This window comes from Sinorhizobium sp. P24N7 (genome assembly GCF_042436655.1).
GTDB classification, from domain to species: domain Bacteria; phylum Pseudomonadota; class Alphaproteobacteria; order Rhizobiales; family Rhizobiaceae; genus Sinorhizobium; species Sinorhizobium meliloti_A.
Window position 1 is genome coordinate 78,321 of sequence record NZ_JBHMIW010000008.1, and the last position, 14,721, is coordinate 93,041.

Here is a 14,721-nt window from a genome sequence, read left to right on the forward strand (position 1 = left end):
GACCGGTTGGAGTCACGCTGATAAGGCCTACGAGGTGGAAATTGGGGGACCAACTATCGTAAGAGTAGGAGGTCGCAATGAAGCACCAAGCAATCGAGCAGTTACAGGGCGTCGCCGAGGTCAAGCAGGACCTGCCGCGACGGACGTTATCGCGCAAGGAGCGCCTTGAGCGTTGGGCGGAACTCCTGGAACGTGATCCTCACAGACGCCTTTCGACGCTGCACGAGACAGAGTATCAGCCGGCGAGAGTCCGCGCGGCCATGCGCGGCGACGGTTCGCCGATCTCCGTCGCCTTCGAGGATCCGGTCTTCCGGACCGCCGGGATGGAGAACGACAGCTACGGCGAAGCCAGGCGGTTTTTCGAGCTGAGCGACGAGCAATTACATAAGGTCATCTGCTATTGCCATTTCGGCGCGACGGTCAGCGCATCGACGGCCGCCCGCCACATCCGCGCAATGCTTGTCGAGAAACAGCCAGGCCTGTTTGCTCGGTTGCGCCAGATGTTTGTCGGCTAGGGCAGGCGACGGCATATCGAGGGTCGTGATCGAAGGCGGCCGCCGGAGGAGGCGGGCCGCAGTGCGAAGGCTTAACCGCTCGCACTGCGGTGCTCCCATCGCCTCCGGCTGGCGGATTGCCTTCGATCCGCGGCGTCGTCCTCCGACGGCTTGGGTTCGCACTCGTTCTCAAGGTTGTCATCGTGCGCGGCGCGTCCTCGTGCCTGCGTTTTTCGCTTCGTGCTCCAATTTCCACTATGTTAAGTGGATCGGCGCGGCGCCTGATGGCGACGCGCCCTGTCGGTCGGGACGCAGAACGGAAACACTATGGCTCAAAGAGCAGGCAATGCGGATCTCCCGCTGCATGGCGGCCGCGTGCCGCGATGGCTCGGCGACCGTATGACGCGCCTCGGCGCGCTGGTCACCGAAGCGGTGGTTCATCACTATGGACGCGACGAGTTTCTTAGGCGGCTTGCGCATCCGTTCTGGTTCCAGTCCTTCGGTGCCGTCATGGGCATGGACTGGCATTCCTCCGGTATCACCACGAGCGTCATCGGTGCGTTGAAACGCGGTCTTACCCCGCTTGCCGGCGAGTTGGGCATCCATGTCTGCGGCGGCCGCGGCCAGCACTCCCGCAAGACGCCGGGCGAACTCATATCGATCGGCGATCGTGTCGGTTTCGATGGCGGCGCATTGGCAGAAGCGAGCCGCCTCGTCGCCAAGGTCGACAGTGCGGCCGTTCAGGACGGCTTCGATCTCTACCTGCACGGTTTCGTCGTCACGGACGATGCCAGGTGGGTGGTCGTCCAGCAGGGCATGAACGGCGACCGCCGGCAGGCGAGGCGCTATCACTGGCTCTCGGAGGGCCTGACAAGCTTCGTCGACGCGCCGCATAGCGCGATCGAAGGCAGAGAACAGGGCGAGATCGTCAATCTGGCCGACCGCCGCGCCGCCGCATCGAGGACTGCGCAGCTCGATCTCCTCCAGTCATTCGGGCCCGACGGGCTCTTGCGCGAGGTCGCCCGGATCGAGTCTCCTGGGGTTCCTGTGGCCTCGCCGGCACAGCCGATGCTGCCGCATCTCTTCATGCCTGCCCATCACGATGTACGCGAAAGCGATGTCAATCTCCGGCGCCTTCACGGCAACTTCGCCGCCGCCGCCGACCGTGGTCCGGCGGATTTCAAGGACCTGCTGCTGGTGCCGGGCGTGGGCGCGCGGACGGTCAAGGCGCTGGCGATGGTCGCGGAGGTGGTCCACGGGACGCCTTGCAGGTTCTCGGACCCTGCCCGCTTTTCGCTCGCCCATGGCGGCAAGGACCGCCATCCGTTCCCCGTGCCGTTGAAAGTCTACGACGAGACGATCAGGATCATGAAGTCCGCGGTCAGCAAGGGCCGCCTCGGGCGCGAAGAAGAGCTTGCGGCTCTGAAGCGGCTCGACGAGCAATCGCGCCGGCTGGAGCGCTACGTCACCGGTCCCGACCTCAAGGAGATCGTCGCGGGCGAATTCAGGGACTCCGCGCGTTTCGGCGGGCGCAGCATATTCGGCTGGGAACCGCACGACGACGAGGCAACCGCCGCGGAGCCAAGCGACCGCGCACGGCGCTGAGGCGGAACAATAAGCGCAGCGATCGATTTACACAGCTGGGGCGCGTTGAGCGCACACCGCTTTCGCTGCCGCTGAGGATGGCGCTTCGGATACGGAGGCGCCGCCGGCATGCCAGTTGATGGAGTTTCCGATGACCGCTGCGATGACTACGATCGACCACGACACGATCCGCAATTGGATAGAAGCCCGCAAGGGGCAGCCGGCGCGCGTGAAGGGCGCGACCGAAGGCGGTGGTGGTCTGCTTCGCGTTGATTTCGGCAAACCGGAAGACACGCTGGAGAAGATTTCCTGGGACGAATTCTTCAAGATCTTCGACGACGAGAATCTGGCCTTCCTCCATCAGGACATGACTGACGACGGACAACCCAGCCGCTTCTGTAAATTCATTAACCGGGACTGAGCCGAAGTCGGACCTCGGAAGAGGAAGCGGAAGGAGCACTTGAGGCCGGAATGCCTTTACGGCGGAAAGGATCTCGCGATGCTTACGATCAAGAAACCGGAACCCGCGACAGAGCGCGAAGGGCGCCCTGTGCCTCCTCTTACCGGCATCGAGCTGGCGCCTGCAAAAATCCGGAAGCCTTCGACCGACGAATGCGAGCGCCTTGATGACCCGGATTCGCTCTTCTGGCGCGGCGTATGGATGACCGTGTTTTAGGTCCGGCAAACTAGGCGTTACCGCCAAGTGTCTGCTCGATCTCTTCGAGACGCGCGGTCAGTCGCTTGATCTCGTCGCGCTTTTCGGCAACCACGTCTTTTGCTGTTTCGAGCCTGTCGCCTCCGGGCACCGTGCCTACGGCCGTGTGGGTCTCGGTCGCGATGGCGTCGATTTCGGATTGTAGCCGGGCGATGCGCTCGCGTAGTTCGTCGAGTTGGTTCCCGACCCCCGGCGCGCTCTTCCGATCTCGCCCCCATGCGTCGATCGGCTCGTCGACGCTCGGTGGGTCGAGCGGGCGCGCATCAGCCCCCGGGCGCGGTTCTCCATGTTTGTTCGTGCTCATGACTGAACTCCCGTAAGCGTCATCAACTCGAAAGCGACGTCTATGTTCCGTCGGCGGCGCAGACCGTCGCAGCAATCGGCGGGCAGCATGGAACTTCCCGCGACGGCTGCCGTTTTCCTTATCGCCACCTGGGAGGGTTCCATGCATTCCGAAGAATACCTCGAGCTTCACTACGATCTGCTGAGCCACAGGGCGCTCCTGTCGTGTGGCCGTAAGGCATACGTCCTGCCGGACATCTACGAGACCAAGGAAATGGCACAGATCGCTGCCCAGAAATTCGCCTGGGAAAAACTGGGATTGAAAGAGCGGGCAGCGGGCTGCCGCACCGCCGCCGATCTCCCGGTCTGGCTGCGCTGACGACTGCGGCGAGTGATCAGTGGCCCTGTGCTTCGCCGAGACCGCGCCCCGCATTCATGGCGGACTGCCACACGGTGACCGCAGGTCCTTCTGCGCCGAGAATGGGGTCCAGGCTCGGCAGCGGCACCGAGGCGATTGCCTTGCGGTCATCCGCGGTCGCGGCGCCGCTCTGGATCTCGGCATCCTGACCGGGCGGATAGCCGCCGACGACCAGGAAATCCACGCTAGCCTCGTTCCGGCGGTGGCCCGTACCCGCCGGGAGGAGGATGACGTCGCCGGCTGCGACCTCGACCTCCTGTCCCTCCGGCCCTCCGATCAGCAGCCGTGCCCGGCCTTCCGCGATTCCGAGAACCTCGTGCGCACCGCAATGGTAATGGTGATGGGCAAAGACGCCGTTGCGCCACAGGCCGCGCCAACCATTGGCCCGGAAGCGTTCCTCTATCCGTGCGGCTCCATTTTCGGTAACGTCGACCGCTTGACGATAGACCAGGACCGGCAGGCGCGGGTTGTTCGGTACGCCGCCGCTTTCGGCGAACATGAGCTCTTCGATTTTCATTGGTTTTCTCCTCGGCGCAGGGATGTTCCGTTCCCTGCCGAACCGGAACGAATGGCGCGGCTGTATGTTTCCTTCAATCGTGCTCAGAAAAGACTCCGGCCGCGAACAAAGATGAATGCTGGCAAAGAAGGGGACCTTTCATGCCATACAAGCTCTATTACTGGGACGGCATTCCCGGCCGCGGTGAATTCGTGCGCCTCGCGCTGGAGGAGGCCGGCGCGGATTACGTCGACATTGCCCGCCAGCCGGACGGCACGAATGAAATGCTGAAGCTTATGAAGGAGCCCGGTGAGGCCGCCGCTCCCTTCGCTCCCCCGTTCCTCGTCGATGGCGACCTCGTCATAAGCCACGTCGCCAACATCCTTTTTTATCTCGGGCCGAGGCTCGGGCTTGTTGCCGAGGACGAGGGACTTCGAACCCTCACCAATGGTCTGCAGCTGACGATCACCGACTTCGTCGCGGAGATTCACGACACGCATCATCCGATCGCCCTGTCTCTCTATTTCGAGGACCAAAAGCCCGAAGCGCTAAGGCGGTCGGCCGATTTCCTCTCCGAGCGCCTGCCGAAGTATCTCGGCTATTTCGAACGCGTGCTCACACAGAACCCCAAGGGGCCGAGCCATATGGTCTCGGACCGGTTGAGCTACGTCGATCTTTCGCTTTTCCAGGTGATCGAAGGCCTCCGCTATGCCTTTCCCAAGGCGATGGATGCCTATGAGGCAAACATTCCCGGACTGGTCGCCTTGCATGATGCCGTTCGTGCACGCCCGAGAATTCTGAGCTATCTGGCCTCGGAGCGGCGGCTCGCCTTCAACGAATCCGGCGTCTTCCGCCACTATCCGGAACTCGACCGGCAGTCCTGACCGTCAACCGGTGCGAGCCTTGACCTTGGCGAGATCGTCGACAAACCGGGCGCGTTCCGCTTCGGGGTCGGATCTGCCTCGGATTCTCAGAAGATAAGAGGGGTGGATGGTCACGAGAACGGAGAAGCCCCCGGGCGCCGTCAGAAGCTCGCCGCGGTTTCTGGTGACACCCACGCTTCGCCCGAGCAGGGACATCAGCGCCGTGGCCCCGAGCGCGACGACGATTTCGGGGCGGAGCTCATCGAGTTCGGCGCCGAGCCACCAGGCGCAGGCCTGAATCTCACCGGCATTCGGCCGCGAATGCAGCCGGCGCTTGCCGCGCTGTTCGAATTTGAAGTGTTTGACGGCATTGGTGAGATAGCACTCCGACCGATCGATGCCGGCTTCGTGCAGGCATTCGTCCAGGACGCGCCCGGCGGGTCCGACGAAGGGGCGCCCGGCAAGGTCCTCGCGGTCGCCGGGCTGTTCGCCGACGAGCACGACACGGGCGTCGACCGGGCCCTCGCCGAAGACCAGTTGGGTGGCGTTCTTGTAGAGGTCGCAGCGCTCGCAACCCTCCGCCTGCCGCCGCAGAGAGGCAATCGTCTTTGCCTCGGCGTGTTCGCCGGCAAGGGCCGGTCCAAGCTTCGCAGGCTGTTTCGGCATCGTTCCTCGAGGCGCTCCCCTTTATACTCGCCGCGGCGTCTAACCGTGAGGCTCAAGGCATGTTCCCCTGTCTGCCGATGGCGTGTCACCGCGCAATGGCGACGGCGATGCCTGGACCGGCCAACTCGCTGCCGTCGACGGTCTCGCCCCCGGACGTGTCGCTCGTGAAGATCGGCTGACCGCGTATTGCGGGAACGGCCTGTGTCTCCTGCAAAAGATTGACGCGCAGTTCCAGGCAAGCCTCCCCGAACTGCCAGTCGACGGCGATGATGCCGTCCTTGGTCTCGTATGCACGGCAATCCGGTACGGCGGTGCCGGCGATCAGCGGCACGATGTGCCGCTGCCTTATCCCGGCGAGGTCGCGCATATAGGCAAGATATCGCTCGCCGGCAGGGCTTGTCGCGCGGCTCCAACGCAGCTTTGAGCCGGCAAAGACGGCCGGGTCAAGCGGATCGGGCAGATCATCCATCGTCTTGCCCTCTGGAAGGCCGCCGAAATTTTCGGCTTCGTCCCGGCGTCCCAGCCGGATAGCCTCGGCTATTTCCCCCTGGTAGTCGGCGAAGAAACAGAAGGGCTGCGTCTCGCCGTATTCTTCACCCATGAACAGGAGAGGGATTTGCGGCGTCAGCATGTGCATCGCCGCCAAAACGCGCAGCCTGTCCTCCTGGAGGAGCGAGGCGAGACGTTCGCCGAAGGCGCGGTTGCCGATCTGGTCGTGGTTCTGCAGGAAATTTACGCGGCCTTGCGGCGGCACGCGGGCTCGGCTCCCCTCAGGAGAGAAATTGTCATCCTTTGCCGGCACGGCGAAGCCATCGGCCAACGCGCTGCGGATCTTGCCCCAGGGCTCGTCGGCGAAGGGGCGATAGTGGCCCTTGGTTTCGCCGGTCGCCACGACGTGGAGAGCATTGTGAAGATCGTCGTTCCATCCCGCATCGAAGAGCATGCGCGTGCCGCTCGCGTCGCGCTGCAGAAGGCTTCTTCGGCGGTGAGCGTCTTCCAGCACCAGGTGGATCTGGCGCTCGGCGAACGTTTCCCGAACCTCGTGCTCCAGCGCGAGGAGAAAATGCGGCCGGGTCGTATCGCGGATCTGTTCGGTCGCATCGAGACGCAATCCGTCGAAACGGAATTCGCCGAGCCAGTAGAGCGCGTTCTCGATGAAGTAGCGCCGGACCGCTTCCTCCTCGAAGGCGATCGACGCTCCCCACGGTGTCGGGCGATCCTTATTGAAGAAGCGGCTCGCATAGCGGGAAAGGTAATTTCCCTCCGGCCCGAAGTGGTTGTAAACGACATCGAGCAGGACCGTCAGACCGAGCGAATGGGCCGCATCCACGAGCGCCTTCAGGTCATCCGGCTTGCCGTAGGCATTATGCGGAGCATAGTGCAGCACGCCGTCGTAACCCCAGCCCCGCACACCGGGGAATTGCGCGACGGGCATGATCTCGATCGCGGTGATTCCGGCCCCGGCCAGATGCGGCAAGCGCTCGATTGCAGCGCGGAAGGTGCCCTCCGGCGTGAAGCAGCCGACATGCAACTCCGAAATGACCGTCTCCTCCCAGGGCCTGCCGCGCCAGGAGGAAGCCTGCCATTCATAGGCGGCGTGATCGACGACGATCGACCTACCGGAAGCTTCCCGCTCCTGTGCCGAGGAGGCGGGATCGGCGACCTCGGTGCCGTCGGCAAGGCGGAAGCAATAGCGCTCCCCCGCCTTCGCCTCCAGCGTGATTTCGAACCAGCCGCCATCGAGTGACTGCATCTTATGCGCGGCCCCGCCGAGAACCAGATCGACGTCCCGCTCGTCGGGTGCCCACAAACGAAACCGGCATGTGTCGCCGTCGATGAAATTCGCGCCCCAGCTGTTTCTGAAATGTGCACGTGTCGAACTCGCCGGCATCGATATGTCCCTCGAGATGAAAGGCGAGGAACTGGCCAAGGGCGGGGAAAGTTCCCCCGGCACTCGTCCGGGAACAGGAACAAATGCCTGCCCGTTGCGTTGCATCAAAGCTGCCGGGCAAGGCGGTAGAGGGCGCGACTGAATGAACCTGACTTTTTCCGAACTCGATTTCATAAAACCTGAACTCGGTGCAGAATACACCGGGCAAGGGACCCATTTTGCGGTTTTCTCGGCGCATGCGGAGAAGATCGAGCTCTGCCTGTTTTCCCCGGACGGGCGCGAGGAAACGGCGCGCATGCCGCTGCCGAAGCGCGAGGGCGACATCTGGTCCGGTTACATCGAGGGTATCGGTCCCGGCACCCTCTACGGCTACCGCGCCCACGGACCTTACGATCCGCACAATGGTCACCGCTTCAATCCGAACAAGCTGCTGCTCGATCCCTACGCCAAGCTGGTCGCGGGTGAGCTCATCTGGGACGATGCGCTCTTCGGATACACGATCGGCAGCCCCGAGGGCGATCTTTCCTTCGACGAGCGCGACAGCGCCCCCTTCATGGTGAAGGGCGTCGTTCAGGACCCGACTTTCGACTGGGCGGGCGAAGAAGCGATCCGCCGTCCCTGGACGGAAACGATCATCTACGAGACGCATGTCCGCGGCATGACCATGACGCATCCCGGCGTGCCGGACGAGCTGCGTGGCACGTTCCTGGGCATGGCGAGCGATCCGATCATCGAGCACCTGACGAAGCTCGGCGTTTCGGCGATCGAATTGATGCCGGTGCAATATTTCCTCGACGACCGTTACCTGGTGGAGCGGAATCTCAGAAACTATTGGGGATATCAGACGCTCGGATTCTTCGCTCCGCACGAGCGCTATCTCAAGGGCGACCGCTTTACAGAATTCAAGACGATGGTGAAGCGGTTTCATTCCGTCGGCATCGAGGTTCTGATGGATGTCGTCTACAACCATACGGCCGAGGGCTCGGAACGCGGCCCGACCTTGAGCTTCCGCGGGCTCGACAATTTCAGCTATTACCGTCAGTCGCCGGACGAGCCGCGCCACACCTACGACACGACCGGTACCGGCAACACGCTCAACGTTGCCCATCCCCTGGTGCTGCGCATGGTCCTCGACAGCCTGCGTTACTGGGTGGGAGTGATGCATATCGACGGCTTCCGCTTCGATCTCGCAAGCACGCTCGGCCGCGAATACATGGAGTTCGATCGCGAGGGCGGCTTCTTCGACGCGATCCGGCAGGATCCTATCCTGGCGGGTGTGAAGCTGATCGCCGAACCCTGGGACGTCGGCGAGGGCGGCTATCAGCTCGGCGGCTTCCCACCGCCGTTCCGCGAATGGAACGACCGGTTCCGCGACGACGTCCGGCGCTTCTGGAAGGGAGACGGCGGCATGGTTCCGGTGCTTGCCGAGCGCATTCTCGGTTCGCCCGTGCAGTTCAGGCACTCGGACCGTGCAGCGACCTCGTCGATCAACCTGGTGAGTGCCCATGACGGCTTCACCCTGATGGACACGGTCTCCTACGGCGAAAAGCACAACGAGGCGAACGGCGAGGAGAACCGGGACGGTCACTCCGACAATCATTCCGACAACATGGGCGCCGAGGGCCCGACCGACAACGGGGAGATCATCAAGGCGCGCAAACGGCGGCGGGCGGCCATGCTCGCCACCCTGATGATCAGCCAGGGCGTGCCGATGGTGCTCGGCGGCGACGAGTTGGGAAACAGCCAGCAGGGCAACAACAACGCCTATTGCCAGGATAACGAGATCGGCTGGCTCGATTGGAGCGGAGCGGAGGATGGCTTCGTGGATTTCTGCCGCAAGCTCCTCGCCTTCCGCAAGGACCATCCTGTCTTGCGGCAGGAGCGATTCCTCGATGGAGAGCCCGACGAGAATGGACGGGTCGAAATCGCCTGGTACAAGGCGGATGGCAGTCCCATGGACGAGGGCGCCTGGCACGACGCCGAGCTCCGCCTGATTTGCGCCTATATATGCCGCGTCGGGCAGGGCGAAGCTTCGCCGGCCGGCGAGATCGTCCTCGTGCTCAATGCAGGCGGTGATTGCGAGATAGCCCTTCCCCGCGGAAACGGAAGCAGGCGCTGGCTACGCGTGCTCGACACGGCAGCCGAAGAACCGTTCGGCACGTGCGCCAGCGCGGATCGCGACACTATCCCGGCGCAGAGCGTTGTCGCCTTCGTCCCGCAGGAGGGAGGCAATGGTTAGAGCAACGATGGTCGACGTGCTCGAACCTCCGCCTTGCGTGATCGCGAATGGTCCGCGGAACGTGGCGGCGGCCGGTCTCGTGCCCGAGGAAACCGGGCTCGTCTATGTCAGCGACAGCGAGCCGGGCATCCGGCGGCAAAGGCGTGGCAAGGGGTTTGTCTACCGAATGCCGGACGGCTCGATCGTTACCGATCCGTCGATAAAAAGCCGCATAGCGGCGCTGGGCCTGCCGCCTGCCTATGAAGACGTCTGGATCTGCCTCGAAGAACGGGGGCATCTGCAGGCCACGGGCTACGATGCACGCGGACGAAAACAGTACCGCTATCACAGCGCGTGGCAGGCTCTCAGGAGCGCCGACAAATTCGCGCAACTGGTGGAATTCGGCAAGGCGTTGCCCAGGATACGCCGCACGATACGGCGCCACATGCAGGGTGACGTGGAAAACATGCAAACCGTGCTCGCCGCGCTGGTCGCCCTGCTGGACGAAGCCCATCTGCGCACCGGCAACCAGGCTTACGTGCAGGCCAATGGGAGCTATGGTGCCACGACGCTTTTGAAGCGGCATCTCAGGCTGGGCGACGGCTTCATAGAGCTGAAATTCATCGGCAAGGGCGGCAAGCGCGTCCAGCGGCTGCTGCGCCGCCCCAAATTGCAGCGGTTGCTCGAGGAGATCGCGGATCTGCCGGGCAGGCAGCTTTTCGTCTGGAAGGATGAAAACGACGCCCTGCGGCCGGTCGATTCCGGCCGGCTCAACCGGTACCTTTCAGAGGTGGCCGGAACAGCGGTTTCGGCAAAAACATTCCGGACCTGGGGCGGCACTCTCGCGGCTTTCACGGCCGCTCGCACCTCGATCGAACAGGGCGAGTGGCCGACGATCAAACAGATGAGCGAAGCGGCTGCGTCCGTTCTTCACAACACGCCCGCCATCAGCCGGAGCAGCTACATTCATCCGGATGTGCTCGCTCTCGCCGACAAGTCGGCCTCGATCTCCGCGCGACAGCTTCAGGCGCGCGGGCGCTCGGACAGCGAACTGCGTGTGGAGGAACAACGCTTGCTGAGTTTTCTTCGGCGCTCGGCGCACTCGAGGGCGCGGCAGGCAAGATCTGCCGCGGAGCAGCGACGCGCTTCCAACTAAGGGCTGTTGAGATTCTTGGTGCCGACCGTGCGCTATTGATCGTAGCCGAACAACAAAAACATGCAGCAGCTCAAAGTGATACTGGGACTTTTGCGCGTCTCATAAACGCGCGGCGCTGCAGGAAACTTTTCCGAGGACTGAAATCTCTCCGCCTCATCCCTGTGACGAGCACAGGGACGAGGCGATCAAACAGCTCGCACGCCCGCAATCGCCTCAACTAAGATCAGTGAGGTTCGGGTTCTGCTGAATAGTGCCGGTATCCGCCGTCTCGATGCGCAGGTTGTTTTGCACATTCGTGACTCCAGATACATTCTCTGCACAGTCCTCGGCGCGGCGCTTCGCCCATTTGGAGCTCACCGAACCATTGAGCTGTACTTCGCCGTTCGACACGCTCACTTCGATGTTGGAGGCGTCGAGAGCGCCGTCGTCACTCAGGCGGTCGCTGACATCTTCCTGGATGCGGCCGTCGGTGCGCCTGTAGCCTTTCGGGCCCTTGCCGCGGTGCCGGTCCATCTCCCGCCTGCGTTCGGCATCTTCATCACCGAACCAGGAAGCGACCTCGTCGCTGGCGCGGTCGAGAAAATCGCGGTCGTGGCGATAATCGCGCGTTTCGCCGTAACCTCCGTAGCCGCGGTAACGGCCCTCGCCGCGATAGCCATAACCGGGGCCGTGATAATCCCTGAAATAGCGCTCGCGGCCCCTACGATCGTAGTCGTCGTCGCTCCAGCGTTCGCGTTCGCCGCCGCGGTAGCTCCCGGTCGGCCAGTTCATCGAGTTCTCGTAGTCGGCGCCACGCGGCTCGACATCTTCGTCAAAGCGGCTGCGCGCCCGACCGCGGCGCTCGGATCCATAGTTGTAAGGGTCGCGCTGGCGCTCGTTCTCCCAGTCGCGGCGGGCCCAATCGCGACGGCCGTAGGGATCGTATCTGCCATAGTCCGGATGTCTGGGCATGGGCTCTCTCCTGGCTTTTGCTCTTGCTGATGTTGGGTCAAACCCACGATCGCCCCAAAGGGTTCCGCGCTTCGCCCCCGTTCGCTGCGCCGCCGGCGGAACAATCGCGCACGGTCGGGATTGTCCCCGAAAGAGGGGTGTCGCCCCCGCATGCCCAAGGGAGACGAAAATGCCGAACCCGCGTCAGCCGGAGCCAGTACCGGAGCCGCCGCCGCCGGACTTGCCGCCCTGGTATCCCGAGCCGCCGATCGAGGAGCCCGATCCGGACCGCCTTCCGGATGAAATTCCGGTCCCTAATCCGGACGAAAATCCGGAGCCGCCAAAGCACATTTGAAGGTCCCGCGCGGATGGCGCCGCGGGCGGAACAAATGGACGGTCGCGCCGTTTGAAACTCGCCATCAACGAAGTCCAGCGGCGAGGTAAGGGACATGGACGAGCGAAGGGACACGGACAGCGAACGCGAAGAGCTCATCAGGCGCAGAGCCTATGCGATCTGGGAGCAGGAGGGCCGGCCGGACGGGCAGCATCAGCGCCACTGGGAGCAGGCCGCCAGAGAAATGCAGGGATCTGAAACGCAGGGACCGGAAACGCAGGGACCGGAAACTCAGGGACCGGAAACGCAGAGAGACGGCCCCGCGCCGGAGAGCGGGGGCCAGGCCAACGGCAGCAGGCGGCGCGAAAAGCAGACCGCGGCGGGGGCTGGGGCGCCCGCTTCGCCCGAAGGAAATCCGGCGGCCCGCCCTGACGGCGGGCGCTGAGCGGCCGTAACGGCGGCTCGAGCCTTCCCGGGCTGCCGATGAAACCGTGCCGATGAAACGTGAAGGAGAAAACAAATGCGTGTATCGGAGATCATGACAAGAGACGTTCATCTCGCAAGCCCTAACGACACCATAACGGCTGTTGCGCGGCAGATGGCGGAAAACGATATCGGCTTCATGCCGGTCGGAGACGATGACCGCCTGATCGGCATGATAACGGACAGAGACATCGTCGTGCGCGGCGTTGCCGATGGTATGGACCCGCAGGCACGGGTGGCCGACATCATGACCACGGACGTGAAATACTGCTTCGACGACGATGAGGTGGACGATGTCGCGCGCAACATGGGCGACATCCAGGTTCGACGGCTGCCCGTGGTGAACCATGACAAGCAGCTGGTCGGGATCGTTTCGCTTGCCGACGCGGCCCGTGAACAGCCGCAAATGGCCGGCACCGGCCTGAAGGGCGTGACCGAACCCGGTGGATCCCACAACCAGTCCAACCGAAGCGGCTGAACGATCCGGCGGTTGGGCACGGATGGGGGCGCGATGGCGCCCCCTTTCTCATTTTACACAAGGGAGGCCAACTATGGCAGGGAAACAGGAAAGCATGCCGATCCGGACTGGTCTCGCTCCCGGCGGTGCCGCGGAGCCCGACGATCACGTCGCCGATGCCGGCGATGCAGGAAGCGGTGCGCCGTATCTCGGCGAGGTGGATCGGGCGCGCCCCGACCCGCCACAGCCGCATCCGCGCAATCTTAGTGGAGGCGACGGAAAGGTCGCGATGACGCTTACGAATACGCCGACCGAAGCGGGCGCCGAAGCGAACGACGCCACTGGCGGCGAATACTGGAATCGGGTGCTCGGCGACAATACGAACGCCGGCACGCTGCGTTTCCTAGCCGCTGTTGGACTGTTCGTTCTGATAGCCGCGGCACTGTTCTGGCTCGTCAGCTGAAGAGCTCGGATCGTTTCACGCATGGTGAAACGATCTAAGTCTTTGAAATGCGCAACTCCGGACAGAAAATCGCCACGCGATCTTCTCGGAGCTGCTCAAAGTGTCGAAGCCGTGCTTACTGCTGCTGCGGCTGCTGCGGCGTGGACGTCTGGAGCTTTTCCTGAACCTTCTGGGCAAGCGCTGGATCACTCTGCGCAGCCTTGAGGATCGTCGTATATTCCTCCACCGACATGTTCGGCGCGGTCTCTACGGCTTTGACCATTTCCTGACTGGCTTCGTTCTGCAGCTTCGCCTTCGCGGCCTCGTCGCTGGTAGCCCCGATTTTCGTGGAGTACTCCTGCCTTACCTTGTCGACCTGAAGATAGGCCACTGCAAAGGCCTCGATCTTCTGATCGCTGATCGGGGCGCCTGTGCCGCCGGCGTCGGGTTGGGTCTGTGTCGGCTGCGCCTGTTGCGCCTGCGCGATTTCCAGCGCCGAAGCCGGGCTGAGAAGCATTAAGCTGGAGGCTGCAACGGTCAGCGATGCAACGAGTGTATAGCGAGTAATCATGTTCTGTCCTCCATGACGTGCATGACTTGATCGGCAGCAATACCGCCTTGATCGTTCGCTCCGCCGTCGAAACGACGCAAGCGACTCGTGGAGCATGTACGCCCCGGAAGTGCTCGGTGCGGCGACGACGGGGCAATTTGCTGACCATTAGGCGGCAGCTTTGTGGCTCCCTCCGGGGCATGCGGAACAAGATGCAGGGGCTTGGAACGCAATATACGCTACGGCTATACATTGCTCGAAACGTGGCGCAAACGGTATCTCCCACACAACCGGTACGATCTGCGCCGATAAAAGGGTCAGGCGATATGAAGCACGAAATCATTGAAATCCCTGTGATTTCCGAAGCAATCCGAAGACTGGGCGCGCCGACCTCCGCGTTGACCCGCGTCGGCGGTCTTCTCTATACGTGCGGGATGCCGCCGATCGACCTGAACACAGGCGAGATCGTCAGGGGAGACATGACCATCCAGACGCGCGCCTGCATGGACGCGCTCTCGTTCACCCTCCGCCATGCTGGCTCCTCGCTCGACAATGTCTTCAAATCGCTCGTCTTTATCACCGATAACGATTTGGCGGCGGAGATGAATGCGGTCTATCGCGCGTATTTTCCCGGCGGCTTTCCGGCCCGCAGTTGTGTGGCGATCAAGCCTTGGACGCATTTCGATATCGAGATCGAATGTATCGCCACCGTGGAGTGATGCGATCTTTTCTCACAGGAAAT

18 protein-coding genes are annotated in these 14,721 nt (G+C 63.0%); 12 read left to right on the top strand and 6 right to left on the bottom strand.

Annotated elements, in window-relative coordinates:
- Positions 1–77 precede the first annotated feature (77 nt).
- The 3 genes from ACFHWW_RS15725 (at position 78) to ACFHWW_RS15735 (ending at position 2,499) form a co-directional block, all read left to right on the top strand.
- The gene (locus ACFHWW_RS15725; RefSeq protein ID WP_018099016.1) at positions 78–515 is read left to right on the top strand and encodes a hypothetical protein; all 438 of its coding nucleotides are present in this window, start codon (positions 78–80) and stop codon (positions 513–515) included.
- Positions 516–821: 306 nt separating this feature from the next.
- A complete protein-coding gene (locus ACFHWW_RS15730) occupies positions 822–2,099 on the top strand; it encodes a DUF763 domain-containing protein (protein ID WP_275599321.1) in 1,278 nt (425 codons plus the stop codon).
- A gap of 130 nt (positions 2,100–2,229) precedes the next feature.
- The gene (locus ACFHWW_RS15735; protein ID WP_086017526.1) at positions 2,230–2,499 is read left to right on the top strand and encodes a hypothetical protein; all 270 of its coding nucleotides are present in this window, start codon (positions 2,230–2,232) and stop codon (positions 2,497–2,499) included.
- A gap of 265 nt (positions 2,500–2,764) precedes the next feature.
- Here ACFHWW_RS15735 and ACFHWW_RS15740 read toward each other — a convergent pair whose 3' ends face one another.
- Positions 2,765–3,097 carry a hypothetical protein gene (locus tag ACFHWW_RS15740; RefSeq protein WP_379939147.1) on the bottom strand — a complete coding sequence of 111 codons (333 nt, stop codon included), beginning with the start codon at positions 3,095–3,097 and terminating at the stop codon, positions 2,765–2,767.
- Positions 3,098–3,238: 141 nt separating this feature from the next.
- Here ACFHWW_RS15740 and ACFHWW_RS15745 point away from each other — a divergent pair, with 141 nt between their 5' ends.
- Positions 3,239–3,454, top strand: coding sequence for a hypothetical protein (locus tag ACFHWW_RS15745; RefSeq protein WP_026169042.1), 216 nt, complete (start codon positions 3,239–3,241; stop codon positions 3,452–3,454).
- Between the two features lie 16 nt (positions 3,455–3,470).
- Here the strand turns inward: ACFHWW_RS15745 and ACFHWW_RS15750 are convergent, their stop codons facing one another.
- Complete coding sequence (locus ACFHWW_RS15750; protein WP_275599319.1) at positions 3,471–4,010, bottom strand: cupin domain-containing protein; 540 nt, start codon at positions 4,008–4,010, stop codon at positions 3,471–3,473.
- Between the two features lie 140 nt (positions 4,011–4,150).
- Between ACFHWW_RS15750 and ACFHWW_RS15755 the strand changes: the two genes are divergently transcribed.
- Entirely contained in the window at positions 4,151–4,873 is a 723-nt protein-coding gene (locus ACFHWW_RS15755) for a glutathione S-transferase (RefSeq protein ID WP_379939149.1), read from the top strand.
- Positions 4,874–4,876: 3 nt separating this feature from the next.
- On the opposite strand, the gene ACFHWW_RS15760 is transcribed toward ACFHWW_RS15755, so the two are convergent.
- Positions 4,877–5,518 (bottom strand): UdgX family uracil-DNA binding protein, encoded by a 642-nt coding sequence (locus ACFHWW_RS15760; protein WP_275599317.1) that lies wholly within the window; start codon positions 5,516–5,518, stop codon positions 4,877–4,879.
- Positions 5,519–5,603: 85 nt separating this feature from the next.
- Positions 5,604–7,409, bottom strand: a complete 1,806-nt coding sequence (gene treZ / locus ACFHWW_RS15765) for a malto-oligosyltrehalose trehalohydrolase (protein WP_379939151.1) — start codon at positions 7,407–7,409, stop codon at positions 5,604–5,606.
- 142 nt (positions 7,410–7,551) lie between these two features.
- On the opposite strand from treZ, the gene glgX reads away from it, so the two are divergent.
- Both glgX and ACFHWW_RS15775 read left to right on the top strand, forming a co-directional pair.
- The gene (gene glgX / locus ACFHWW_RS15770) at positions 7,552–9,648 is read left to right on the top strand and encodes a glycogen debranching protein GlgX (RefSeq protein ID WP_379939153.1); all 2,097 of its coding nucleotides are present in this window, start codon (positions 7,552–7,554) and stop codon (positions 9,646–9,648) included.
- Positions 9,641–10,783 carry a DNA topoisomerase IB gene (locus tag ACFHWW_RS15775; RefSeq protein WP_379939155.1) on the top strand — a complete coding sequence of 381 codons (1,143 nt, stop codon included), beginning with the start codon at positions 9,641–9,643 and terminating at the stop codon, positions 10,781–10,783. The genes glgX and ACFHWW_RS15775 overlap by 8 nt, the downstream gene beginning before the upstream one ends.
- A gap of 213 nt (positions 10,784–10,996) precedes the next feature.
- Here the strand turns inward: ACFHWW_RS15775 and ACFHWW_RS15780 are convergent, their stop codons facing one another.
- Positions 10,997–11,734, bottom strand: coding sequence for a BON domain-containing protein (locus tag ACFHWW_RS15780; protein ID WP_100671539.1), 738 nt, complete (start codon positions 11,732–11,734; stop codon positions 10,997–10,999).
- 169 nt (positions 11,735–11,903) lie between these two features.
- Between ACFHWW_RS15780 and ACFHWW_RS15785 the strand changes: the two genes are divergently transcribed.
- The 4 genes from ACFHWW_RS15785 (at position 11,904) to ACFHWW_RS15800 (ending at position 13,450) form a co-directional block, all read left to right on the top strand.
- On the top strand, positions 11,904–12,068 hold the full coding sequence (locus ACFHWW_RS15785; protein WP_018099003.1) for a hypothetical protein: 165 nt from the start codon (positions 11,904–11,906) through the stop codon (positions 12,066–12,068).
- A gap of 94 nt (positions 12,069–12,162) precedes the next feature.
- Positions 12,163–12,492, top strand: a complete 330-nt coding sequence (locus ACFHWW_RS15790) for a DUF2934 domain-containing protein (protein WP_018099002.1) — start codon at positions 12,163–12,165, stop codon at positions 12,490–12,492.
- Positions 12,493–12,567: 75 nt separating this feature from the next.
- Positions 12,568–13,008, top strand: coding sequence for a CBS domain-containing protein (locus tag ACFHWW_RS15795; RefSeq protein WP_010976090.1), 441 nt, complete (start codon positions 12,568–12,570; stop codon positions 13,006–13,008).
- A 73-nt stretch (positions 13,009–13,081) separates the two neighbouring features.
- The gene (locus ACFHWW_RS15800; protein ID WP_275599311.1) at positions 13,082–13,450 is read left to right on the top strand and encodes a hypothetical protein; all 369 of its coding nucleotides are present in this window, start codon (positions 13,082–13,084) and stop codon (positions 13,448–13,450) included.
- A gap of 115 nt (positions 13,451–13,565) precedes the next feature.
- Here the strand turns inward: ACFHWW_RS15800 and ACFHWW_RS15805 are convergent, their stop codons facing one another.
- Complete coding sequence (locus ACFHWW_RS15805) at positions 13,566–14,000, bottom strand: DUF4168 domain-containing protein (RefSeq protein ID WP_379939159.1); 435 nt, start codon at positions 13,998–14,000, stop codon at positions 13,566–13,568.
- 305 nt (positions 14,001–14,305) lie between these two features.
- Between ACFHWW_RS15805 and ACFHWW_RS15810 the strand changes: the two genes are divergently transcribed.
- A complete protein-coding gene (locus ACFHWW_RS15810; RefSeq protein WP_018098999.1) occupies positions 14,306–14,698 on the top strand; it encodes a RidA family protein in 393 nt (130 codons plus the stop codon).
- Positions 14,699–14,721: the final 23 nt, after the last annotated feature.

Bases quoted from the DNA above. Each gene is read 5' to 3' on its own strand.
- ACFHWW_RS15725 (WP_018099016.1), top strand. From the start codon at position 78: ATGAAGCACCAAGCAATCGAGCAGTTACAGGGCGTCGCCGAGGTCAAG.
- ACFHWW_RS15730 (WP_275599321.1), top strand. From the start codon at position 822: ATGGCTCAAAGAGCAGGCAATGCGGATCTCCCGCTGCATGGCGGCCGC.
- ACFHWW_RS15735 (WP_086017526.1), top strand. From the start codon at position 2,230: ATGACCGCTGCGATGACTACGATCGACCACGACACGATCCGCAATTGG.
- ACFHWW_RS15740 (WP_379939147.1), bottom strand. From the start codon at position 3,097: ATGAGCACGAACAAACATGGAGAACCGCGCCCGGGGGCTGATGCGCGC.
- ACFHWW_RS15745 (WP_026169042.1), top strand. From the start codon at position 3,239: ATGCATTCCGAAGAATACCTCGAGCTTCACTACGATCTGCTGAGCCAC.
- ACFHWW_RS15750 (WP_275599319.1), bottom strand. From the start codon at position 4,010: ATGAAAATCGAAGAGCTCATGTTCGCCGAAAGCGGCGGCGTACCGAAC.
- ACFHWW_RS15755 (WP_379939149.1), top strand. From the start codon at position 4,151: ATGCCATACAAGCTCTATTACTGGGACGGCATTCCCGGCCGCGGTGAA.
- ACFHWW_RS15760 (WP_275599317.1), bottom strand. From the start codon at position 5,518: ATGCCGAAACAGCCTGCGAAGCTTGGACCGGCCCTTGCCGGCGAACAC.
- treZ (WP_379939151.1), bottom strand. From the start codon at position 7,409: ATGCCGGCGAGTTCGACACGTGCACATTTCAGAAACAGCTGGGGCGCG.
- glgX (WP_379939153.1), top strand. From the start codon at position 7,552: ATGAACCTGACTTTTTCCGAACTCGATTTCATAAAACCTGAACTCGGT.
- ACFHWW_RS15775 (WP_379939155.1), top strand. From the start codon at position 9,641: ATGGTTAGAGCAACGATGGTCGACGTGCTCGAACCTCCGCCTTGCGTG.
- ACFHWW_RS15780 (WP_100671539.1), bottom strand. From the start codon at position 11,734: ATGCCCAGACATCCGGACTATGGCAGATACGATCCCTACGGCCGTCGC.
- ACFHWW_RS15785 (WP_018099003.1), top strand. From the start codon at position 11,904: ATGCCGAACCCGCGTCAGCCGGAGCCAGTACCGGAGCCGCCGCCGCCG.
- ACFHWW_RS15790 (WP_018099002.1), top strand. From the start codon at position 12,163: ATGGACGAGCGAAGGGACACGGACAGCGAACGCGAAGAGCTCATCAGG.
- ACFHWW_RS15795 (WP_010976090.1), top strand. From the start codon at position 12,568: ATGCGTGTATCGGAGATCATGACAAGAGACGTTCATCTCGCAAGCCCT.
- ACFHWW_RS15800 (WP_275599311.1), top strand. From the start codon at position 13,082: ATGGCAGGGAAACAGGAAAGCATGCCGATCCGGACTGGTCTCGCTCCC.
- ACFHWW_RS15805 (WP_379939159.1), bottom strand. From the start codon at position 14,000: ATGATTACTCGCTATACACTCGTTGCATCGCTGACCGTTGCAGCCTCC.
- ACFHWW_RS15810 (WP_018098999.1), top strand. From the start codon at position 14,306: ATGAAGCACGAAATCATTGAAATCCCTGTGATTTCCGAAGCAATCCGA.